Source organism: Propionicicella superfundia DSM 22317, assembly GCF_000423465.1.
Lineage (GTDB): Bacteria > Actinomycetota > Actinomycetes > Propionibacteriales > Propionibacteriaceae > Propionicicella > Propionicicella superfundia.
This window is the reverse complement of the sequence record NZ_KE384021.1, coordinates 778,490-799,902: the sequence shown is the minus strand read 5'-3', so window position 1 is coordinate 799,902 and position 21,413 is coordinate 778,490. Positions and strand designations below refer to the sequence as shown.

At 70.4% G+C, this 21,413-nt stretch carries 19 protein-coding genes and 1 tRNA gene; 11 read left to right on the top strand and 9 right to left on the bottom strand.

The annotated features are described in order from the left end of the window. The 6 genes from G555_RS22655 to G555_RS0113520 all read left to right on the top strand — a co-directional run. On the top strand, positions 1-2,833 hold a 2,833-nt coding region (locus G555_RS22655; protein ID WP_036922588.1), incomplete at its 5' end, for a hypothetical protein. After that, entirely contained in the window at positions 2,830-3,903 is a 1,074-nt protein-coding gene (locus G555_RS21410; protein ID WP_051209121.1) for a hypothetical protein, read from the top strand. The genes G555_RS22655 and G555_RS21410, both read left to right, overlap by 4 nt. After that, the gene (locus G555_RS0113535) at positions 3,900-4,958 is read left to right on the top strand and encodes a FecCD family ABC transporter permease (protein WP_169337922.1); all 1,059 of its coding nucleotides are present in this window, start codon (positions 3,900-3,902) and stop codon (positions 4,956-4,958) included. Before G555_RS21410 ends, G555_RS0113535 begins: the two co-directional genes overlap by 4 nt. Then, positions 4,955-6,013: a FecCD family ABC transporter permease gene (locus tag G555_RS20090; RefSeq protein ID WP_156887562.1), complete on the top strand. Its 1,059-nt coding sequence runs from the start codon at positions 4,955-4,957 to the stop codon at positions 6,011-6,013. Before G555_RS0113535 ends, G555_RS20090 begins: the two co-directional genes overlap by 4 nt. Then, on the top strand, positions 6,010-6,846 hold the full coding sequence (locus tag G555_RS0113525) for an ABC transporter ATP-binding protein (protein WP_342662680.1): 837 nt from the start codon (positions 6,010-6,012) through the stop codon (positions 6,844-6,846). Before G555_RS20090 ends, G555_RS0113525 begins: the two co-directional genes overlap by 4 nt. Further along, positions 6,843-8,081, top strand: coding sequence for an enterochelin esterase domain-containing protein (locus tag G555_RS0113520; RefSeq protein WP_028709269.1), 1,239 nt, complete (start codon positions 6,843-6,845; stop codon positions 8,079-8,081). The genes G555_RS0113525 and G555_RS0113520 overlap by 4 nt, the downstream gene beginning before the upstream one ends. Here G555_RS0113520 and G555_RS20085 read toward each other — a convergent pair. After that, positions 8,057-8,794, bottom strand: coding sequence for a FadR/GntR family transcriptional regulator (locus tag G555_RS20085; protein ID WP_051209117.1), 738 nt, complete (start codon positions 8,792-8,794; stop codon positions 8,057-8,059). The two genes, G555_RS0113520 and G555_RS20085, sit on opposite strands and share 25 nt — an antisense overlap. A gap of 93 nt (positions 8,795-8,887) precedes the next feature. Beyond that, on the bottom strand, positions 8,888-9,334 hold the full coding sequence (locus tag G555_RS0113510; protein ID WP_036923073.1) for a MarR family winged helix-turn-helix transcriptional regulator: 447 nt from the start codon (positions 9,332-9,334) through the stop codon (positions 8,888-8,890). 68 nt (positions 9,335-9,402) lie between these two features. Between G555_RS0113510 and G555_RS0113505 the strand changes: the two genes are divergently transcribed. From G555_RS0113505 to G555_RS0113480, 5 genes are all read left to right on the top strand, one after another. Next, positions 9,403-9,777, top strand: a complete 375-nt coding sequence (locus G555_RS0113505) for a VOC family protein (RefSeq protein WP_028709267.1) — start codon at positions 9,403-9,405, stop codon at positions 9,775-9,777. A 97-nt stretch (positions 9,778-9,874) separates the two neighbouring features. Next, positions 9,875-10,609: a TetR/AcrR family transcriptional regulator gene (locus G555_RS20080; RefSeq protein ID WP_084635255.1), complete on the top strand. Its 735-nt coding sequence runs from the start codon at positions 9,875-9,877 to the stop codon at positions 10,607-10,609. A 139-nt stretch (positions 10,610-10,748) separates the two neighbouring features. Next, positions 10,749-12,530 (top strand): oleate hydratase, encoded by a 1,782-nt coding sequence (locus G555_RS0113495; protein ID WP_028709266.1) that lies wholly within the window; start codon positions 10,749-10,751, stop codon positions 12,528-12,530. Positions 12,531-13,308: 778 nt separating this feature from the next. Then, positions 13,309-14,097 carry a helix-turn-helix domain-containing protein gene (locus G555_RS0113485; RefSeq protein WP_028709265.1) on the top strand — a complete coding sequence of 263 codons (789 nt, stop codon included), beginning with the start codon at positions 13,309-13,311 and terminating at the stop codon, positions 14,095-14,097. A gap of 80 nt (positions 14,098-14,177) precedes the next feature. After that, positions 14,178-14,795 (top strand): LysE family translocator, encoded by a 618-nt coding sequence (locus tag G555_RS0113480; protein ID WP_028709264.1) that lies wholly within the window; start codon positions 14,178-14,180, stop codon positions 14,793-14,795. Positions 14,796-14,931: 136 nt separating this feature from the next. Here G555_RS0113480 and G555_RS0113475 read toward each other — a convergent pair. From G555_RS0113475 to G555_RS23305, 7 genes are all read right to left on the bottom strand, one after another. Next, positions 14,932-15,004 (bottom strand) — tRNA-Leu (locus G555_RS0113475). Positions 15,005-15,071: 67 nt separating this feature from the next. Continuing rightward, positions 15,072-15,998 (bottom strand): Ppx/GppA phosphatase family protein, encoded by a 927-nt coding sequence (locus tag G555_RS0113470; protein ID WP_028709263.1) that lies wholly within the window; start codon positions 15,996-15,998, stop codon positions 15,072-15,074. Next, a complete protein-coding gene (locus G555_RS0113465) occupies positions 15,991-16,497 on the bottom strand; it encodes a DUF501 domain-containing protein (RefSeq protein ID WP_028709262.1) in 507 nt (168 codons plus the stop codon). Before G555_RS0113465 ends, G555_RS0113470 begins: the two co-directional genes overlap by 8 nt. Beyond that, positions 16,494-17,915, bottom strand: coding sequence for an adenylosuccinate lyase (gene purB / locus G555_RS0113460; protein WP_028709261.1), 1,422 nt, complete (start codon positions 17,913-17,915; stop codon positions 16,494-16,496). The genes G555_RS0113465 and purB overlap by 4 nt, the downstream gene beginning before the upstream one ends. Then, positions 17,912-19,165, bottom strand: coding sequence for a phosphoribosylamine--glycine ligase (purD, locus tag G555_RS0113455; RefSeq protein WP_028709260.1), 1,254 nt, complete (start codon positions 19,163-19,165; stop codon positions 17,912-17,914). Before purD ends, purB begins: the two co-directional genes overlap by 4 nt. 34 nt (positions 19,166-19,199) lie before the next feature. Further along, positions 19,200-20,483 (bottom strand): adenylosuccinate synthase, encoded by a 1,284-nt coding sequence (locus tag G555_RS0113450; protein ID WP_028709259.1) that lies wholly within the window; start codon positions 20,481-20,483, stop codon positions 19,200-19,202. 137 nt (positions 20,484-20,620) lie between these two features. Next, the gene (locus G555_RS23305; protein WP_084635254.1) at positions 20,621-21,289 is read right to left on the bottom strand and encodes a DUF3151 family protein; all 669 of its coding nucleotides are present in this window, start codon (positions 21,287-21,289) and stop codon (positions 20,621-20,623) included. Positions 21,290-21,413: the final 124 nt, after the last annotated feature.

Genomic DNA, 21,413 nt, shown 5'->3' with positions numbered 1-21,413 from the left:
CGAGAGGGTCACGTCGGATGGGGCCGCCTACACCGTCCCCGACACCTGGACCGCCGGAGAGAACCTCACCATCAGCGGCACCGGGTGGACCAATACCCCCGGCACCGCCGGGTCGGTCATCGCCCTCAAACTCGACGACGGCGGCGTCACCCGCACCACCGGCACTCTCGCCAACCCCGCCACCGGGGCCACCATCTCCAACACGACCATCTGGGCCGTCGTCCAGGCAGACGAAACCGGCGCCTGGGAACTCTCCGTCCCCTTCCCCACCACCGCCACCGCCAACACCACCTGGGCCGCCGGCGAGACCCACACCCTGCGTTTCCTCACCGGCTCCCTCCTCACCGGCGACAAGACCCGGTCCGCCGACGCGACGGTCACCATCACCACCGCATCGACACCCTCCGCGTCCCCCAGCCAAACAGCCACCCCACCCCAAACCACAACACCCACCCAGACGGCAACCCCGAGCACGACCGCCACCTCGTCGCCCACGGCGTCGCAGAGTCCCACCGCCTCGGCGTCCCCGACGGCCTCCTCCGGCTCGACGCAGTACACCGACGATCGCTACCCGGGCCTCACCTACACCGTGCCCGCCACACTCGCCCCAGGGTCCGATCTCGTCATCTCGGGGACGGGCTGGAACAACGACGCGGGCACCGCCGGCAGCGTCCTGTCGGTGCTGCTGGACGCCTCGTACTCCGGCGACCCGAACACGGTCTACACGCTGCGGGACGTCACGAATCCGGTGACCGGCTCCATCGCCACCGACAAGCGGCTCCACGCCATCGTGAGGGCATCCGGCGACGGCTCCTGGACCGCGACGATTCCCTACCCCACGAGCGAGAACGCTCGCCTGGCCGACGGCACCTGGCCCGGCTGGTCCGCCGGGTCGCAGCATCAGATCCGGCTCCTCAGCGGGAGCCTCGCGACCGGCGACGTGTCCAGGACCCTGAGCGCGGCCTTCACCATCGCCGGCACCGCGACCGACGACCCGACGCAACCCCCGTCCTGGGCGCACCGGACGGTCACGGTGACCGCCGACGCGGGACGCTCCGCCACCGCCTGGGTGCAGCGGGACGTCAGCACCGGCGGCACGATCGCGATCAAGGGCACCGGGTGGGTCGACAGGGCGGGCTCCGGCGGCTCCACCGTCGCGATCAAGCTCAACGGTCCCAACGGAACCCAGTACTCACGACTCGGCAGCGACGTCATCGCCCACCCGTCGGCCACCGGGGACGACACCATCTGGGCGCTGCTGGCGCCCTCCGACCCCGACGACCACCCGCACGTGTTCACCGTCGACTCGTCCGGCAACTTCTCCATCGTGCTCGACGCACCACCGGGACTGCAGACCGGGCAGTACCTCAGCGTGCAGTTCCAGTCCGGCCGCTTCGACGCCGCCGACACCGTGCGGAGCACGACCAGCGAGCCGCTGGTCGTGAACGGAGTCGGGTGGAGCGACACAGACGGCCAGAACGAGACGACCTGCGTCCCGACCTCCAGCACCCCGACCGTGACGATCGTCGACCCGCAGGTCTCCCTTGGCGGCACCCTGCGCGTGTCGGGCACCGGATGGTGCCATCCCGGGGCCAACCGGGGCGGCTCGCGGATCGCCATCAAGATCGACGAGGGCGCGTACAGCCATCTCGACACCAGCCTCCACCAGAACCGCACCATCTGGGCGATCGTGGACGCGAACGCCGCCGACGGCACCTTCACCGCTGAGATCAGCCTGCCCGACGGGACGGCGAGCGGGTCGGCCGGCTCCGATCCGGCCTTCGGGCAGGGCTCGCACACCCTGCGGCTGCTCACCGGCTCGCTGAAGACAGGAGACACGAGCCGCACCCTCGAATCGGCCGCGTTCGTCGTCGGCACCTACCGGCCGAACGGGACACCCGATCCTGTCGACGCCACGTCCGAACTCACAGCCGCCACCCGCGGCGGAGTGTCGGTGGCGCGTACGGGGACCCGCCTCGTCGTGACGATTCCCGGTGCCCGCTCCGGAGACTGGGTCTACCTCAACCTCTTCGAGGGCGACTCCCCGCGGTTCCCGTGGGGCAGCACCTGGTTCCGGGCAGACGCCTCCGGCCGTGTGACCACCGACCTGTCCGGGATCACCCTGCGTGCGGGCACCGGCCGGCTCACCGTGCAATCCGGCAACCCCGACGACACCGGCAGACTCCTCGGCTGGGCCACGCTGCACATCGCCGGCACCACCACGAGTACCGCGACGACCACGACGACCACGGCGTCCGCGACCACATCGTCCGCCACCTCCACCCCTCTCATCACGGCCGTGCGCCGGGTGAGCAGCACGATGCAGCGTCCCACCACGACGCCGACGGCTCCGGTCGCCCGCGGAAGCCAATTGAGTGCCGAGGACTCGGGCGGCGCGACCGGCGTGCTGAACGGCAAGGTACTGACCGTCACCGTGCCGAAGGCCCAGGCGAACGGCTGGGTCTACGTCTACGTGTACACGGGCGCGCGCGTCACCCCGGTCGGCTGGGTGCAGGTGAGCGCCGAGAGGACCCTGCGCATCGACCTCTCCGACCTCGGCGACGGCCGCCACCGGGTCGCACTGCTGTCCTCCACAGGGAGCCTGCTCGGATGGGTGGAGGCCGCGATCGGAGCCACGGACACCGCGGGGGCCGACACGACCACCGCGGAGACAGGGACCGGCGCGGCGCCCGGGCAGGTCATCGCGGCCGCACCGGTCGCCGAGAGCGGGGATCTCACCGTGCTGCTGCTGTCCGTCGCCGGCGGCCTGCTGACCGCGGGGCTGGGAACCGCCGGATGGCTGACGCTGCGTTCGAGGAAGGTGGGGGCATGATCGCGACGCTGCGCCGGTTGCTCGTCGGCGTAGGGGTGCTGGCAGCGCTGTTGACGGCGTCCGCCCCGGCCGCGGCCATTCCACCGGGCGGTGCCGGCTCGGACACCCCCGGCACATGGTCCACGGTCAGCCCCGCGAACGTCACCGCCGGCGGCCTCGTGTCCTTCAGCGTCGGTGGGTTCCCGGCCGGCGAGATCGTCTATGTGAAGATCGACGACGGCGCATCCTGCTCGGACACCTCGCACGGCGGCTGTGTCTACCACAGCCAGAAGATCCCGTCCTCCGGAGTCGTCAACGGCTCGTTCTACCTGCCCGCCGACATCGGCAACGGGACCCACTGGCTGCGGTTCCTCGCCTCCAGCTACATCGACGCGTCCGACCCGGGTGCCGGTACGAAGGGGTACACGAACCGCAGCAACGATTTCACCGTGGGCTCCGGCTTCTCGGGCAGCACCAAGGGCGGATCCTCCTCCACCGGCGCCGGCAGCAGTTCCGGCACCAGCAGCAGTGGCACGACCACGACGGGGGTCCCCACGACCAGGACGTCCGCCGGCTCGGTCGTCAGCGCGAGCGCGAGTCAGGCAGCGACGGAACCGACGCAGACGCCCACACCGCCCGTCGCCACCGGCGGCACCGTGCCCTCCGCCGGATCGGGTGGCCTGACGGCCGAGGTGAAGGACTCACTCGTCGTGCTTCACCTTGACGACCGCTACGCCGGCGAGTGGACCTACGTCTACGCCTACTCCTCCCCCACCGCGCTGGGTTGGCAGCAGGTCTCCGTGGACGGCACGGTGACCGTCCCCACCGGCGATCTCGCCGCCGGCGAGCATCGGTTCGCCGCCCTCGACGCCGACGGGAACCTCCTCGGCTGGGTCACCGCCGAGATTCCCGGCGCGACCGGATCCACCGCAGCGTCCACCACGGCCACCCCCGAGACCCCCGCCACAGGGGGGCGCGGACTCCCGGTCGGCGGGATCGCGGCGGTGGCGGGTGCGGTCGTGGTGTCGGTCGCGGCCATCGTGCTCGCCCTGCGGCGACGGCGGAAGCCGGTAGGGACGTCCGCCCGGTGAGCCTGCCGAAGGCTTCGCGCACCGATCTCGAGACCCCCGTGAGGTCCGCGTCCGTCGGCACGGCACGACGGCGCGGGATCGGCCTCGCGGTCGCCGTCGCGGTGGTCGCGACCGGTGTCGCCGTGTCACTCGCCGTCGGTTCGAACCCGATCCCGCCCGCGCGGGTGTGGGAGGTGCTGGTGAGCCCCGACGGAAGCTTCGAGGCCATCGTGGTCCAGCAGCATCGACTGCCGCGGACCCTTCTGCTGCTCGTCGTCGGCGCGGCCCTCGGCGTAGCCGGCGCGTTGATGCAGTCGCTGACACGCAACCCGCTCGCCGACCCCGGGCTGCTCGGGATCAACGCGGGCGCCAGCCTGGCCGTCGTGACGGCCGTCGCCGCCGCCGGCGCCGTCGGCATCGCGGTCTACCTCTGGTTCGCGTTCGCGGGAGCGGCCCTGGCCGCGATCGCGGTCTACCTGCTCGGTGGGAGCGCCCGGACCAGCCCCACCCCCGAGCGCCTGGCGCTGGCGGGGGTCGCGATCAGCATGACGATCTCGTCCTTGGTCCAGACCGTCATTCTCGCCGACCAGAACGCGTTCAACGAGTTCCGCTACTGGGTGGCCGGTTCGGTCGAGGGGCGCGGGTTCGACATCCTGCTGACGGTGTGCTGGTTCATCGCGGCGGGGCTGATGCTCGCCCTCGCCCTGGCCCCCGCACTCAACGCCCTTGCACTGGGCGAGACGACCGGCCGGGCGCTCGGGGTCAACGTCCGGCGCACCCGCGCTCTCGCCGTCGTGGCGATCACCCTGCTGGCCGGAGCCGCAACCGCCGCGGCGGGTCCGATCATGTTCATCGGGCTGGGAGTGCCCTACCTCGCCCGGTCCGTGTGCGGACCGGACCAGCGCTGGGTACTGCCTTTCACCATGATCTCCGCACCGGCGGTGGTGCTGGCGGCCGACGTCGTCGCCCGCATCGTCCTCGCTCCGGCCGAGGTGCCGGTCGGTGTCCTGGCCGCACTCATGGGTGGCCCGGTGTTCGTCCTGATCGTGCGCCGACGCCGGATCGAGGCCCTGTGACCGCGACGACGCCCGCTCGGAGCCGCTGGGCGTCGCTCCGCGTGGGACACGCGGCCCTCCGGCTCGAGCGCCGTTGCCTGTGGATCGGCACGGCAGGCATTGCGGCGAGCCTGGCGCTGGCCGTGGCCGCCCTCCTGATCGGCGACTATCCCCTCTCCCCCGTCCAGGCCATGCAGGCGCTCCTCGGGACCGGCGATGACCCGCTGGCCACGTTCTTCGTCCAACGTCAGCGCGCGCCGAGAATGCTGGCGGCGTGGCTCGTGGGCGCCGCCCTGGCCGTCTCCGGCTCGCTGTTCCAGTCGGTGTCCCGCAACCCGTTGGGCAGTCCCGACGTGATCGGCTTCACCACGGGGGCGGCCACCGGTGCGCTGGTCCAGATCGTCGTCTTCGACGCGGGGCCGGTCGCGGTCGCGATCGGTGCCCTTCTCGGCGGAGCCGGCACCGCCGCGCTGGTGTACCTGCTGGCGTGGCGCAACGGCCTCACGGGCACCCGTCTCGTGCTGGTGGGCATCGGTGTCGCGGTCTGCCTGCAGGCGGTGAACAACCTGCTCGTGCTGCGGACGTCCCTGGGCACGGCGCAGAGCGCCGCGAGCTGGCTGGCGGGCTCGTTCAACGCCACCACCTGGGACGAGACCCGGCTGCTGGCTCTCGCGATGACCGCGCTCGTGCCGGCGGCCCTGCTCCTCGCCCGGCCCCTGGGGACGCTGATGCTGGGCGACGAGCTGGCCGCAGGGCTCGGGATCCGGCCCGATCGCGTGCGGACGCTCGTCGTGGTCGTCTCCGTCGCCCTGGTCTCGGTGGCCACTGCGGCCGCAGGCCCGATTGCGTTCGTGGCACTCGCCGCTCCGCAGATCGCCCGCCGGCTCACCGGCACCGCCTCCGTGGGGGTCGGCACGGCCGCCCTCACCGGCGGCGCCCTCGTCCAGGCGAGCGACCTCGTCGCCCAGCGGCTCTTCGCTCCCACCCAACTGGCCGTCGGGGTCGTCACCGGAACCCTGGGCGGTCTCTATCTGATCTGGCTGCTGACCCGCGAGTGGCGGAGGAACACCCGATGACCATGACCTCAGCCGGCTCCTCGCCGGCCCGTCCCGCCGCCGGCCCGCGGCTGGCGGCCGAGAACCTCGGCGTCGGCTACGGGAACCGGTTGGTGCTCGACGGACTCGACGTGACCATCCCGACCGGGGAGCTGACGGTGATCGTCGGCCCGAACGCGTGCGGGAAGTCCACGCTTCTGCGCGCGCTCGCCCGGATGCTGCCCGCGCGGCACGGCGGCGTCCGGCTCGACGGGCGCCCGATCGAGGAGTACCCGCCGAAGGAGGTGGCGCGCCGCCTCGGGCTGCTGCCCCAGTCGCCGTCGGCTCCGGACGGCATCACCGTGGCCGATCTCGTCGCCCGAGGTCGCTACCCCCACCAGGGCATCTTCAGCCAATGGAGCCGGGCCGACGAGATCGCCATCGCCGACGCCATGTCCCGCGCCGGGGTCGCCGAGCTCACCGACCGTTGCGTGACCGAGTTGTCGGGAGGCCAGCGCCAGCGTGTGTGGATCGCCCTGGCGCTGGCTCAGCAAGCGCCGATCCTGCTGCTGGACGAACCGACCACCTACCTCGACATCGCCCACCAGATCGAGGTGCTCGAACTCGCCCGCGACCTCCAGCGCGACGGGTTCACCGTCGTCATGGTGCTCCACGAACTGCAACTGGCGTTCCGCTATGCGACGCATCTGATCGTGATGCGGCAGGGGGCCATCGTCGTCCAGGGCGACCCGGCCGAGATCGTCACCGCCGAGCTGATCGAGGAGGTGTACGGGCTCGCGTGCCGGATCATCGCCGACCCGGAGACCGGCCGCCCGCTCGTCATCCCCCGCGCCGCCCGCGGAGCGCGGCCGTGAGCCCCACGCCGCCGAAGGTCCCCCGTCCGTTCCCCGCGCCGCTCGCCGACAGCGCCGAACTCCGGCGTCTGGCGGACGTCCTCGCCGCGCATCCGCACGCCGACGACCGCCGCTCTGCGCTGGACGCCTTCTGGGAGCAGGCGCGTTCGCCGCTGATCGAGCCCGTCGCGGACGACCCGAACGAGCGCATCGTCACCTTCCTGTGGCGGGACGCCGACGCCGCCGCCGTGCTGCTCTTCGTGAACCGCCTGACCGACGAGCGCGACCTTCCCGCCAGCCTGATGCGCCGCCTGGACGGCACGGACGTGTGGCACCTGTCCTATCGGATGCGCGCGGACTGGCGGGCGTCGTACGCGTTTCTGCCGCAGCGCCCCGGCGCCCGCCCGCCCTGGCTGGACGACTCCGACCAGGTCGCGATCCGGGCCGCTCTGGACGCCGGGATCCCCGACCCACGGAACCCCGACACCTGCCGCAACGGCCGCGGCATGTTGCAGTCGGCGGTGAGCCTTCCCGGTGCCGACCCGCAACGCTGGCTGCCGCCTGCACGGACGTGGCGAGGCCGACTCGCCGAGCACCGTACTCCTGGCGGGCGGGCGGTGTGGACCTACCTGCCGGTTCCCCCCAGGCGCGGCGACCGGCTGCCGCTCGTGGTGGCGCTGGACGGCGAAGTCTGGACGGGGCCGCAGAACCTGCCCGGCACCGTGGACGCCCTGATCGCCGACGCGCAGCTTCCGCCGATCGCGCTGGTGCTGGTCGGTTCGGGCGACCGGACGGACCGATGGCGCGACCTCGGCGGCCTCGGGAAAACCCCCGACTGGCTGGCCGACGAACTGCTGCCGTGGGCCACCGAGATGCTGCCCGTCGGTCGCGATCCGGCCGGCCGGATCGCGGTCGGCCAGAGCCTGGGGGCTGCGGTGGCGCTGCAGACCGCAGCCCGGCGTCCCGATGCCTTCGGCGGGTTCGTCAGCCAGTCGGCGTCCCTGTGGCAGCCGGGAGTTGCCGAGTACGTGGCCGAACACCTGCCGGCGCGGACGCGCGGGCACCTCGAGGTCGGCCTGCAGGAGTGGGTCCTGCTCGAACCGCACCGGTCTCTTCGCGACCGGCTCGCCGCCCGCCACGTCCACCCGCACTACCGCGAGTACAACGGGGGCCACGACTACGCGTGCTGGCGCGGCGGCATCGCGCTCGGACTGCGGCAGGTGCTGGGCCGTCAACCGTCGCGGCCGAGCCCCTGAACCAGCGACTCCCGCAGCGGCTCCGGCCGGCCCGTCGCCCCGCCCGGGACGAGATCGCGATCGACGTGCCGCGCCATCGCACCCGCGGCCGCGTCGGCGTCGCCGTCCTCGATGGCAGCGAGGATGCCGCCGTGATCCTCGTTCCGTGCCTCGGCGCCGGCACCGTACACGGCGGTCCCACTGTCGATGGCGCGCCGTAGCGCGGTCATCACCCCGACGTACACCCCGGTGAGAAGCTGGTTCGCGGCGGCGTCGAAGACGAGGTGGTGGAACTGCCCCGGCGTCCGCCCGAGTTCCCAGCGGGACGGATAATCGACGTCCGTCGCCCGACTCCGAGCGACCGCGACGCGCAGCGCCTCCAGGTGGGCGGCGGTGCGATGGAGGGCCGCCTGCCGGGCGGCCTCGACCTCGAGCGCCCGTCTGAAGCCGAGGATCTCGGCTAGGTCGAACTCGGCGATGTAGTCGGCCAGCACCGAGCTGACCGGCATCCGGGATCGAACGAACGTACCGAGACTCGGCATCGTCTCAAGGATCCCCATGCTGGCCAGCGAGCGCACCGCCTCGCGCACCGTCGTCTTGCCGACGCCGAGCATCTCCATGAGCTCGGGCTCGGTCGGGATCTTGGAGTTGACGGGCCACTCCCCGCTGGCGATCTTGCCGCGCAGGAAGGCCAAGGTCCGCCGGGCCCGCGGGGTGCCCGAGCCCCTCTCCATACCGGCTCCTCCCGGTCGCAGATTTCGGTTGCCACTACGTCGTTTGCGAGTGTATCGGGGTTGGATGGGCAGCGCTGTCGAAAGGCGAGGCTCTCAGCCGTCCTGGAGGAGGGCGTCGCGACAGGCGGCGAGCATGAGGCGCAGCCGCTCACGCTCGGGGACGTCGAGCGTCGCGACCATGGCATCGGCGATCGTGGCGACGGCCGCACGCGCATCGGACACGAGCTCGTCGGCGCCCGCCGTGAGGACGGTCGCCCTCTCTCGCCGCGGCCCGGGCCGGGCGGAGCGCGCGACCAGCCCGCGCCTCTCCAGACCCTGGAGGAGGACATTCATGGACTGACGGGTGACGAAGGCGCGACGAGCCAGCTCCGCGCCGGTGATACCGGGCGTATCCCGTAACGCCTGCAGGCATGCGTACTGCGGGACACTGAGCCCGAGCGGGCGCAGGGCCTCGTCCATCCGCTGGTGCAGCACGGACTGGGCCTCCTTGATCAACACACCCAATGCCTCCGGCAGTGTCTGCTCCGATCGCTCTGTCATGTCAATAGTTTGACACATGGACGGGTCAGTGTCAGAGTATTGACACAATCGAGCGCAAGGGAGTTCCCATGACCACCACGACAACCGGCCCCGACTTCGTGTCCTTCCAGGTGCGCGACGTCGAGCGATCGGCGGAGTTCTACGAGCACGCGGTCGGGCTGACGCGGCTTGCGACCCCCAACCCGGACGCGGCCGTCTTCTCGGCCGGCGGAGCATCGTTCGCCGTGCGCACGCCGCTCCCCGGCGTCGACCTCGAGGCAATCGGCCAGGTGAGCGGCGGGATCGGCGTGTGGTTCCACAACCCCGATGCGGCCGGGTTGCACGAGCGGCTCGCCGCGCAGGGCGTCCCGATCGTGCAGGAACCGTTCGCCGGTCCCTTCGGAACCCAGTTCGCCTTCCGCGACCCCGACGGATACGTCGTCACCATCCACTCCAAGGCCTGAACGACACAGGCTCTGACCCGACGCTTGCAGGCTTGCCAAAAATGAGTATGCTCGGTAATGAGTTTAGTCATTATTGAACTTCGGCAGGTGGTACCCCATGTCAGACCCGGCGGGTTCGGTCGGCGGCAGGCGCGTGCGGAACATGCAGGACAAGCACGACCGCATCTTCCGCGCGGCCTCCGAGCTATTCGCCGAGCGCGGGTTCGGCGACGTGTCGACGCAGGAGGTGTCGAACCGCGCCGACGTGGCTGCCGGCACCCTGTTCCGGTATGCGGCGTCCAAGGGCGAGCTGCTGCTCATGGTCCTGAACGAGGAGCTGCGCGGCGCCCTGGAGGTCGGTGAGCGTCGGGCAGCATCCGAGCCGGACACGGTCGAGGCGATCTTCCATATGGTCGAGCCGATACTCGAGCGCGCATCGCTGATGCCGGAGAACAGCGTCGTCTACCAACGCGAGCTGCTCTTCGGCCCGTCGAACGAGAGACACCGCGCCGAAGGGCTCGCCTTGGTCGCCGGGCTCGAGGCCCGAATCGCCGCGCGACTCCGTGCCGAGGCTCAGTCTCGTGGCCTCCTGCCCGACCCCGATCGAGCCGTTCTCGCCGGGGCCGCGGTCTTCGCCGTGGCACACCTCGCGGTCGCACGCTTCTCGACCGGAGCCCACCCAGGCCGCGACCTGAGAACCGATCTCCGAGAGCAGATCCGCCTGAGCACGAACGGCTACCTCGCCGGTTTGCCCCGGTCGACGACGCGTCGCCCGGTCCCGTCCCACGAGCCACGACCGGGCGACGCACCGACCACCTCGAACGCGACCACCCCGGGATCCGGGATCGCTTGACATCCTCGCCCGCCCCGGGCCGAAGGAGGAGGGCGTCGCGTGGCCACAGGAGCACGGCCTGACACGGCCGTCACCTGCGAGGACGTCTGCGACCCCGCCAGACCAACCGACAACACAGGACCACGTAGAGAGAGGCATCATGCGATACACCAGTGGCAACTACGAGGCGTTCGCTCGTCCCCGTAAGCCGGAGGGCGTCGAGGACAAGACGGCCTGGTTCGTCGGGGCAGGCCTTGCCTCGCTCGCCGGCGCAGCATTCCTGATCCGAGATGGGCAGATGCCCGGGAACAGGATCACCATCCTCGAAGAGCTCACGCTTCCCGGTGGCGCCCTGGACGGCATCAAGGAACCCGAGAAGGGCTTCGTCATCCGCGGCGGCCGCGAGATGGAGGACCACTTCGAAACGCTGTGGGACCTCTTCCGCTCCATCGGGTCGCTGGAGATCGAGGGTGCGAGCGTCCTCGACGAGTTCTACTGGCTCAACCGCGACGACCCGAACTACTCCTTGCAGCGCGCCACGGTGAATCGCGGCGAGGACGCGCGCACCGACGGGCTGTTCACGCTGTCGGAGAAGGCCCAGAAGGAGATCGTCAAGGTCTTCCTCGCGACCCGCGAGGAGATGGAGACGAAGCGCATCGACGAGGTGTTCTCGGAGGACTTCCTGAAGAGCAACTTCTGGATGTACTGGCGCACGATGTTCGCCTTCGAGGAGTGGCACTCGGCGTTGGAGATGAAGCTGTACCTGCACCGGTTCATCCACCACATCGGCGGCCTGCCCGACTTCAGCGCCTTGAAGTTCACCAAGTACAACCAGTACGAGTCCCTCGTGCTGCCGCTGTACACGTGGCTCCTGGAACACGGCGTGACCTTCCGCTACTCCACCAAGGTCACCGATGTCGACTTCGACATCGATCCGGCCTCCGGCCGCAAACAGGCCACCCGCATCCACTGGACCGCGGGCGCCGACGGCGCTCCCGGCGACGGCGTCGACCTGAGCGAGAACGACCTGCTGTTCATGACGATCGGGTCACTGACCGAGAACTCGAACGAGGGCGACCACCACACCGCGGCACAGCTCGACGAGGGCCCTGCTCCGGCGTGGGACCTGTGGCGGCGCATCGCGGCCAAAGACCCCTCGTTCGGTCGCCCCGACGTGTTCGGCGCCCACATCCCCCAGACCAAGTGGGAGTCGGCGACCGTCACGACGCTGGACAGGCGCATCCCGGCGTACATCGAGAAGATCGCCAAGCGCGACCCGTTCAGCGGCAAGGTCGTCACCGGCGGCATCGTCACCGCGACCGACTCCGCGTGGCTGCTGTCGTGGACGGTGAACCGGCAGCCGCACTTCAAGCAGCAGAAGCCGGACGAGATCGTCGCATGGGTGTACGCCCTCTTCTCCGACAAGCCCGGCGACTACACGGGAAAGACCATCCAGGAGTCCACCGGCGAGGAGATCACCCAGGAATGGCTCTACCACCTGGGCGTGCCCGAGGCGGAGATCCCCGAGCTCGCGGCGACCGGAGCGAGGACCGTCCCGGTGATGATGCCCTACGTCACGGCGTTCTTCATGCCTCGCCAGGCCGGCGACCGACCGGATGTCGTACCCGCGGGGTCGGTCAACTTCGCCTTCATCGGACAGTTCTCCGAGTCCGAGGAGCGCGACTGCATCTTCACCACCGAGTACTCGGTCCGGACGCCGATGGAGGCCGTCTACACGCTGCTGGACATCGAACGCGGAGTGCCCGAGGTCTACAACTCCACCTACGACGTCCGCAAGCTGCTGGCAGCCACCAGCCGTCTGCGTGACGGCGAGGAGATCAAGCTGCCCGGGGGCCGGCTGACGCGCAGGCTCCTGCTCAACAAGATCGACGACACGCAGATCGGCGAGCTCCTCGAAGAGTTCGGCCTCCTGCAACCGTGACGTCGGCACCGCGGTGCACCGAGGACGGCTGAGAGCCCTCCCCCAACTCGAAAGCTCCGGCTCCCCATCTTCACGTTCACCGATGTCGCCGGCGGTGTCGTGAATGTCCGAGACTTTCAGATGACGGGTGTCGTCGCTTTGCCCAAGGCACACCGCTCCACGCGCTCACGTCAGGCAAACGCACTGTGCTCGGGCATCGCGTGACCGTTCACGAGGACTACCGCCTGAACATGGTGAAGGCGAGGTCGGCGTGGGCGACGGGTCGGCGGTAGAGCTTCACCAAGGGCCCGGCGGTCGTCACCGCTCGGGCCCTTGGCCTTCTCCAGCGCGGCATTGCACACCAGATGGAAACAACGTTTGACCAGGTGTTTCATCGGATTCAACCTGTGGCAGAGGTAGTTGTCGCGGTTGCGGAAGTCTGGGGCAGCGCGTTGGTGGAGCTCGATGATGCCGCTGACGTCCTCGGTGCCACCGTTCGAGGATCGACTGGTTGTGAAGTGGCCAGGCACGCGTCGCGCCAGCGACGCAGGGTTCGTCCCAGCCGTGCGATCCCACCGGATATCCGAAGAGCCCGTTTTGCTCGTCCTGCTGAACTGCTGTCGTGTCGTGAGATTGAAGTGCCAGGCCGGTGCGGTACGGCTTGATCAGCAGGGGCGCAGTTCCTCACCGCGGTCGGTGATCGGGTCACCGCCGCTGAGTGACCTCGGGCGTCACAAGTACGCTGCAAGGCAGCCGCGTTGCATTTCACGTGGGACGCGTCTGAGAAGGAGTTGAGCGGTTGACTGAGTTCGTACGAAGCGCTGCGTTGCCTCACCTGGAGGCGCGTCGGTCGTGCCAGGAGAACTCCTGCTACCGGCCGCACACGCACGATGCCTTCTCCATCGGGATCATCGAGGCAGGAACCTCGGTGTTCGCCGGACCCCCAAGCGGCAGCGTCCGGCTCGAACCCGGCGATGTCATCGTGATCGCAGCCGGGCAGGTGCACCAGTGCAACCCGGACAACGGAACCTGGCGATACCAGATGATCCACACGGATCAGGACTGGGCAGTTCCGCTCGCCGCGACAGATCGCGCAGTGGCCTTGTTCTCCGGCGTGACCGTGCTGCGCCACCTCGACCTCCACCACAGCGCTATCGCTTGGACTGACCTGATCTTCGCTGGCGAGTCCGCCGAGCGAATCGAGAGCGGGTTCCGGGGACTCATGAACGAACTCGGTCATGCCGCCCCGGAATACTCGGTGACGGGCGGCACCGACCTCACGCTGCTCGACCGGCTACGCCCCGTGCTGGATCGGCTGCGAAACGATGAATCGAACCCCAGCTTGGACGAACTTTCTGTGCTCGCAGGGCTTACGAAGTACGAACTGGTACGCGCCGTCAAACGCGCGACAGGGCTCGCCCCGTTGGCGTGGCGACAGAACGCGCGCATCCAGAGAGCACGGCAACTCCTCCGCGACGGGCATCCGATCGCAGACACCGCACACGAACTGGGGTTCACCGACCAGAGCCACTTCCACCGCGTGTTCCGCGCCCATGTCGCCGCATCGCCCGGCACATACCGGGCCTGAGCGCAAGAACGTACAAGACCCGCCCGCTCCCGGCTTCCGATGCTTGACGAGTCCGTCATCGAGGAACCACTGGGAGAGGTATGGAGCAGTTCGCCGCCGTCGCCGTCGCGCACTTCCTCGCACTTCTCATCCCGGGCGTCGACTTCTTCCTGATCGCCCGCACCGCGATGACCAACGGATGGCGGGCTGCGACCGGCACGTGCCTGGGGATCGCGACCGCGAACGGGATCTTCATCGCCGCCGCGTTCTCCGGCCTCTCCCTCATCTCAAACCCAACCGTGCTCGCCGTGATCCAACTCGCAGGAGGCGTGTTCCTGCTGTACATCGGCGTCGCGTTCATCCGCTCCAACGCCCGCTTCGACCCCGGCCAAGAGGCACAGGCCGTGCAGGCGACGTGGGCGCGGGGCTTCGGCCTCGGCATCGCCTCGGGGCTGCTGAACCCGAAGAACGCGCTCTTCTACCTCAGCCTCGCCGCCGCACTTGCCGGGGCCTCGCCGTTGACTCTCGCCGCCTACGGTGTGTGGATGTTCACCATCGTGCTCGTCTGGGACGTGTTCGTTGCGATCGCATTCGGCTCCAGACAAGTACTCACCCGCCTCGAACGCATCGTCCCCTGGCTCACCAAAGCCGCAGGAGCCTTCCTCGTCCTCTTCGGGCTCGCCATGATCACCACCGTATCCGTACAGCTCCTGACGTAATCAACCGTGCCTCTTCCTACTATGGCGCGCCGACCGACACCGACGACAACGCCCTCACCTGGGCCGCAGACGCGTACAAGGCCCGCACCCGGCGCCCTGGTTCCCCGGGCCAAGGTTCGAGCCTTGCACATCGTTGTGCCCCCGACGGGATTCGAACCCGTACTCGGGCGGGTTTAAGCCGCCTGCCTCTGCCATTGGGCTACGGGGGCCCGGGGCCGAGTCTAGATCTCCGACCATGCCGTAGCCGCGCCGAGCCGTTCCGGCGCGGAGGCGCGCTCAGGACGCGGGCCGCGCGAGAAGGAGCGCCACGATCCCGTCGAGGATGTCGGCCTCGCTGACCAGCATCGGCGCGCCCACCCGCTCGGCGACGGCCGCCGAGATGAGTGCGCCGGCACCGATGACGTCGGCCCGCACGGGGTGGACGTCGGCCATGGCCATGATCTGCTCGCGCGTCGACGCGCCGAGCCGGTCGGACAGGTCGCGCAGCTCTCCGACCTCCAGCGACGCGCCGTCCACGCGGCTGCGGTCGTAGACCGGCAGCCGCTGCTGGATGCAGGCCAGCGTCGTCGCCGTGCCGCCGACCCCGATCCAGGACGCCACGGCCCCGAAGTCGATGCCGGAGCCGTCCAGCAGCCCCGCGGTGAACCCGGCCGCCTCAGCGGTCTCGGCCGGTGTCGGGGGTTCGGAGCGCAGATACCGTTCCCGCAGCCGCACGCACCCGACGTTCAGCGACACGGCCCGTTCGATCCCGGCCGTCGTCCCGGTGACAAGCTCCGTGGACCCGCCGCCGACGTCCACGACCAGCACGGGCTCGGGCGTCGCATGCGACGCGATCGCGCCCGCGAAGGACAACCCCGCCTCCTCGGTGCCGGGAATCACCTCGGGCCTCACGCCGAGCCGGGCCTCGACGCCGGAGAAGAGCTCGTCCCTGTTCGCGACATCGCGGGTGGCCGACGTCGCGACGAACCGGACGCGACCGACCTCGGGGTACCCGCGCAGCACACCCGCGTAGGTGTCGACGGCCGCGAACGTCCGGGCCAGCGCCTGGGGCGCGAACTGCCGCGACTCGTCGACGCCCTCGCCCAGCCGCGTGAGCTCGAGCAGGCGCACAACCTCTGTGGGACGCCCGCCGACACCCGGTCGGGACACGAGCATCCGCACCGCGTTCGTGCCGCAGTCGATCGCGGCGACCCATTCACCCATCGGTTCGTTCCTCCTCGTGTGGCAGGCACGCCGAGAGCCGGGACTCCCGCAGGAGCGCCACGGCCTCGTCCCCCAGCGGGTTCACGCCCTCCCCCGCGGCGAGGGCGTGCGCGACGAGCGCGTGCAGGCACTTCACCCGCCCGGGCATTCCGCCGGCGCTGACACCGTCGATCTCGGGGACGTCGCCCAGCTCGGCCCGGTCGGCGAGATAGGCATCGTGCGCCCGGAGGTACGCCGCCGCCAGCTCGGGATCCGCCGTGAGGCGGGCCGACATCTCGGCCATGACCCCCCGCGCCTCCAGCGTCGAACAGGCCGACGTCAGCGACGGGCAGGTCAGGTAGTACATCGTCGGGAACGGCGTCCCGTCCGGCAGCCGGGGTGCGGTCGTGACGACACCCGGCGTGCCCGACGGACACCGCCATGCGACGGCGACCATCCCCCGCGGCGTCCGGCCGAGCTGCGCGGCGATCGCCGCCGCATCGTCGGGGGCCACCGTCACAGGACGGCTCCCGGAACGTAGGCGGCCGCCTCGGGATTGCGATCGGCCAGCACCCGCACCCGGGCGTCGACCCGCCCCACCTGATGCCGGGCGGCGCCCGACAGCCGCAGCGGCTCGGCGACGGCACGATCCAGTTCCTCGCGGCTCAGCCCGAGACGATCGTCGCCGGCCAGCCGGTCCAGCAGGTCGTTGCCGGGCGCGCCTTCCCTCATCGCCAGCGCCACCGAGACCGCGTGCTCCTTGATGACCTCGTGGGCGGTCTCACGCCCGACGCCGTGCTGGACGGCCGCCATCAGGATGTTCGTCGTGGACAGGAACGGAAGGTATCGCTGCAACTCGGCCTCGATCACAGCCGGGAACGCACCGAACTCGGCCAGCACCGTCAGCATCGTCTCGAACAGCCCGTCGATCGCATAGCAGGCATCGGGCAGCGCCACGCGCCGGACCACCGAGCACGACACGTCTCCCTCGTTCCACTGCCCGCCGGCGAGATCGCCGACCATCTGGGCGTACCCGCGCAGCAGCACCATGAAGCCGTTGATCCGTTCGCACGACCGGGCGTTCATCTTGTGCGGCATCGCGGACGATCCGACCTGCCCGGGCTTGAACCCCTCGGTGACGAGCTCCTGGCCCGCCATGAGACGAATCGTGGTGGCCAGCGACGACGGGCCCGCCGCGATCTGCACGAGCGCCGACAGCACCTCGTAGTCGAGCGAGCGCGGGTACACCTGGCCGGTGGAGATCATGACATGCCCGAAGCCGAGGTGATCGGCCACGCGCTCCTCCAGCACGCGCAGCTTCCGCTCGTCGCCGCCCAGCAGCGTGAGCATGTCCTGGCCCGTCCCCATCGGGCCCTTGATCCCGCGTAGCGGGTACAGGTCGAGCAGATCCTCCAGCCGCTCCTGCGCGTACAGCAGTTCCTCGGCGGCCGTGGCGAACCGCTTGCCCAGCGTCGTGACCTGCGCGGCGACGTTGTGCGAACGCCCGGTCATCGCAAGATCGGCGTACTGGGTCGCCAGCCGCGACAGGTGGACGAGCGTGGCGACGCACTTGTCGGAGATCACCTCCATGGACGCCTTGAGCTGGGCCTGCTCGACGTTCTCGGTGAGATCGCGGCTCGTCATCCCCTTGTGGATGTGCTCGTACCCGGCGAGCGCGCAGAACTCCTCGATGCGCGCCTTCACGTCGTGGCGCGTCACGCGCTCGCGGGCCGTGATCGACTCGGTGTCGATCTGCTCCTTGACGGCCTCGTAGGCGGCGATGACCGTCTGCGGGTCGTCCCCGCCGAAGTCGACGCCGAGCTCTGCCTGCGCCTTCAGGACAGCGATCCACAGTTCGCGTTCGGCGAGGATCTTGCGCTCGGGCGACCAGATCTCGCGCATCTCGGGCGACGCGTACCGTTCGGCGAGAACACTCATGAGATCTCCTCGGCGGCCTTCCGTGCGATGTCGTGACGGCAGAAGCCGTCGGGGAAGTCGAGTTGGGCGATCGCCGCGTAGGCGGCCTCCCGGGCGCCGGCCAGGCTGCCCGCCGTGCCCACGACGCCGAGCACCCGCCCGCCGTCCGCGACGAGCTCGCCGTCGTCCAGCGCCGTGCCCGCATGGATGATGTGAACGTTGTCGTCGCTGCCCGCCAGCCGTGGCCCGCGGATGCGTCCGCCCTTCTTCGGCGTGCCGGGATAGCCGGAGGCCGCCATCACGACGACCACCGCGGACTCGTCACGCCAGGCCAGGCGACCGACATCGGTCAGCGTGCCCGTCGCCGCGGCGTGCAGCACCCGCCCCAGCGGCGACGCGAGGACCGCGAGCAGGGGCTGCGTCTCGGGATCCCCGAAGCGGACGTTGAACTCGACGACGCGCACACCGCGCGATGTCAGCGCGAGCCCCGCGTACAGCAGTCCGACGAACGGCGTGCCGCGGCGGGCCATCTCGGCCAGGGTGGGGGCGACGACGGAGTCCATCACCTCGTCGACCAGCCCCGGCGGGGCCCACGGCAGCGGCGTGTACGCGCCCATCCCGCCCGTGTTCGGGCCGGCGTCGCCGTCGCCGACCCGCTTGAAATCCTGCGCCGGCTGCATGGGCAGCGCCGTGGAGCCGTCGCAGATGGCGAACAGACTCACCTCGGGCCCGTCGAGGAACTCCTCGACGACGACCGGACGTCCGCACGCGGCGGCGTGGGCCAGCGCGGCCTCGCGGTCGTCCGTCACGATGACCCCCTTGCCCGCGGCCAGGCCGTCGTCCTTCACGACGTAGGGCGATCCGAACTCGTCGAGAGCTGCGGCGACCTCGGCCGGGGTCGTGCAGTACCGGGCCGCGGCGGTCGGGACGCCTGCGGCCTCCATCACCTCTTTGGCGAACGCCTTGGATCCCTCGAGCCGCGCCGCGGCGGCGCTCGGCCCGAAGCAGGCGATGCCGGCGGCACGCACGGCGTCGGCGACCCCGGCGACGAGCGGCGCCTCGGGCCCGACCACGACGAGATCGACGCCGAGCTCGCGCGCCAGCGCCGCGACCGCGCCGGGGTCGGACGCGTCGACAGGGTGGTTGCGGGCGACCTGCGCCGTGCCGGGATTGCCGGGTGCGCAGTGCACCGCCGACACCCCCGGATCGTGCGAGAGCGCCTGGGCCAGGGCGTGCTCGCGCCCGCCGGACCCGATGACGAGGACCGCGATTTCACTCACCGGGACAGCCTACCGGCGGGATCCGTCACAGCAGATCGCGGATCATCACCGACTGCTCGCGGTCCGGCCCCACGCCGATCCCCGAGATCTGGGCGCCGCACAGCTCCTCCAGCCGGCGGACGTACGCCTGCGCCTGCACCGGCAGATCGCCGAACGTGCGGGCCGACGTGATGTCCTCCTGCCAGCCGTCCAGGTACTCATAGACAGGACGCGCATGGTGGAGGTCCGACTGCGAGGGGGGCATCTCGGTGACCCGCTCGCCGTTGATGTCGTACGCGACGCAGACGGGGATCCGGTCCCAGCCCGTGAGGACGTCCAGCTTGGTGAGGAAGATGTCGGTGAACGCGTTCGCCCTCGTCGCGGCACGCACCACCAGCCCGTCGAACCAGCCGCAGCGCCGCTCCCGGCCGGTCGTCGTCCCGAACTCGTGACCGTCGGCGCGCAGCTTCTCGCCGTCGGGGTTGATCTGCTCGGTCGGGAACGGTCCCTCGCCGACGCGGGTGGTGTACGCCTTCGCGATCCCGATGACCCGGTCGATGCGCGTCGGCCCCACGCCCGAACCGGTACAGGCTCCGCCGGCGATCGGGTTGGACGACGTCACGTACGGGTAGGTGCCGTGGTCGACGTCCAGGTGGTGGGCCTGCGCGCCCTCGAACAGGACGACCTTGCCCTCGTCGAGCCCCGTGTTGAGGACCAGCGCGACATCGGCGACGTGCGGAGCGATCCGGTCGGCGTACGTCAGCAGCTCGTCGGCGACCTGGGTCGGATCGACCGCGCGCCGGTTGTACACCTTGACCAGCAGTTGGTTCTTCTGGTCGAGAGCGGCGGCGACCTTCTGGCGCAGGATCGACTCGTCGAACAGATCCTGGATGCGGATTCCCAGGCGATTGATCTTGTCGGAGTAGGCGGGCCCGATCCCCCGCCCCGTCGTACCGATGCGCCGCTTGCCCAGGAAGCGCTCCGTCACCTTGTCGATGACCTTGTGATAGCTCGTGATGATGTGCGCGTTGGTGGAGATCAGGAACCGGGACGTGTCCACTCCCCGGGCCGCCAGGCCGTCGATCTCCTCGAACAGGACGCCGAGGTCGACCACGACGCCGTTGCCGATGACGGGAATCGCCGAGGGGTTGAGGATCCCGGACGGAAGCAGGTGCAAGGCGTAGGTCTCCCCGTTCACGACCAAGGTGTGACCGGCGTTGTTCCCGCCCGAGTATCTGACGCAGAAATCGACACGATCCCCGAGTTGATCGGTCGCCTTTCCCTTGCCTTCGTCCCCCCATTGGGATCCCACGATCACGACACCAGGCATGGAGTTGTCTCGCCCTTTCGACCGGCATGTGCCCGCGGTCGTCCGACGACGCGGGCGTGACGAGCCAAACTTACCCGACCGTGGACGAGCGGGCGAACAGGGTCACACCCCGGCCCACGAACCGCGAGCGGAGGCCGCTACGGGACGTCGGGTGCCGATTCGTCCGTGACCGGCGCGGCAACCGAAGCGTCGGGCTCCGTCTCGGCGGCAGACGCGGCCGGGCTCGCCGTCGATTCCGCCCCGGGCGCGGCGTCGCCGGTCGTGTCCGCGGTCGCCTCCGTCTCGGTCACGTCGTCGGCCGGCGGCTCGTCGGTGCGCGGTTCCGGCCCGTCCGCCGCGGTCACGTCGCGGACCAGGTCGGCGACCGGGACGGCGTCCTTGCGGGCTTGGAGAACCTGGTAGCCGGTCTCGCTGCTGTCCCGCAGGAACTGCCAGCAGCGATCGTGCTCGGCGCCGTCGCCGAGGCTGCCCGACAGCCGTGCGAGAGCCGCCAGGCAGCGCAGGAAGCCCCTGTTGGGCTCGTGCTCCCACGGCACCGGCCCGCTGCCGCGCCAGCCGTTCTTGCGCAGGGCGTCGAGGCCCCGGTGGTAGCCGGTGCGGGCGAACGCGTACGCCATGAGTTCGGCGTCGGGGGTCGCCGCGGCGAGGGCGCCCTCCGACAGGATCGCCCAGCACAGGCTCGAGTCGAGGTGCCGGGAGGCGATCTCGACGAACTGCTCGCTGCCGTGGGCGATGAGCTCGTCCAGCGCCGGATCGGCGGGCAGCAAGGTCGGTGCGATGCCACCCAGCAGATTCTCGAACGTCATGGGATCACCCTAGAACCAGCGCCGTGCTCCCGCGTGGGTTCGCCGCGCGGCACGCGGCACACACACAGGCGCGCCCTCACCGACATCGTCGACCCGGCGGGTCAGGCTGACCGGATGACGACGG

What these genes read in the sequence shown, in the direction of transcription:
- G555_RS21410 (WP_051209121.1), top strand. Translation starts at nt 2,830, where the DNA reads ATGATCGCGACGCTGCGCCGGTTGCTCGTCGGCGTAGGGGTGCTGGCA.
- G555_RS0113525 (WP_342662680.1), top strand. Translation starts at nt 6,010, where the DNA reads ATGACCATGACCTCAGCCGGCTCCTCGCCGGCCCGTCCCGCCGCCGGC.
- G555_RS20085 (WP_051209117.1), bottom strand. Translation starts at nt 8,794, where the DNA reads ATGGAGAGGGGCTCGGGCACCCCGCGGGCCCGGCGGACCTTGGCCTTC.
- G555_RS0113510 (WP_036923073.1), bottom strand. Translation starts at nt 9,334, where the DNA reads ATGACAGAGCGATCGGAGCAGACACTGCCGGAGGCATTGGGTGTGTTG.
- G555_RS0113505 (WP_028709267.1), top strand. Translation starts at nt 9,403, where the DNA reads ATGACCACCACGACAACCGGCCCCGACTTCGTGTCCTTCCAGGTGCGC.
- G555_RS20080 (WP_084635255.1), top strand. Translation starts at nt 9,875, where the DNA reads ATGTCAGACCCGGCGGGTTCGGTCGGCGGCAGGCGCGTGCGGAACATG.
- G555_RS0113495 (WP_028709266.1), top strand. Translation starts at nt 10,749, where the DNA reads ATGCGATACACCAGTGGCAACTACGAGGCGTTCGCTCGTCCCCGTAAG.
- G555_RS0113480 (WP_028709264.1), top strand. Translation starts at nt 14,178, where the DNA reads ATGGAGCAGTTCGCCGCCGTCGCCGTCGCGCACTTCCTCGCACTTCTC.
- G555_RS0113470 (WP_028709263.1), bottom strand. Translation starts at nt 15,998, where the DNA reads ATGGGTGAATGGGTCGCCGCGATCGACTGCGGCACGAACGCGGTGCGG.
- purB (WP_028709261.1), bottom strand. Translation starts at nt 17,915, where the DNA reads ATGAGTGTTCTCGCCGAACGGTACGCGTCGCCCGAGATGCGCGAGATC.
- G555_RS0113450 (WP_028709259.1), bottom strand. Translation starts at nt 20,483, where the DNA reads ATGCCTGGTGTCGTGATCGTGGGATCCCAATGGGGGGACGAAGGCAAG.
- G555_RS23305 (WP_084635254.1), bottom strand. Translation starts at nt 21,289, where the DNA reads ATGACGTTCGAGAATCTGCTGGGTGGCATCGCACCGACCTTGCTGCCC.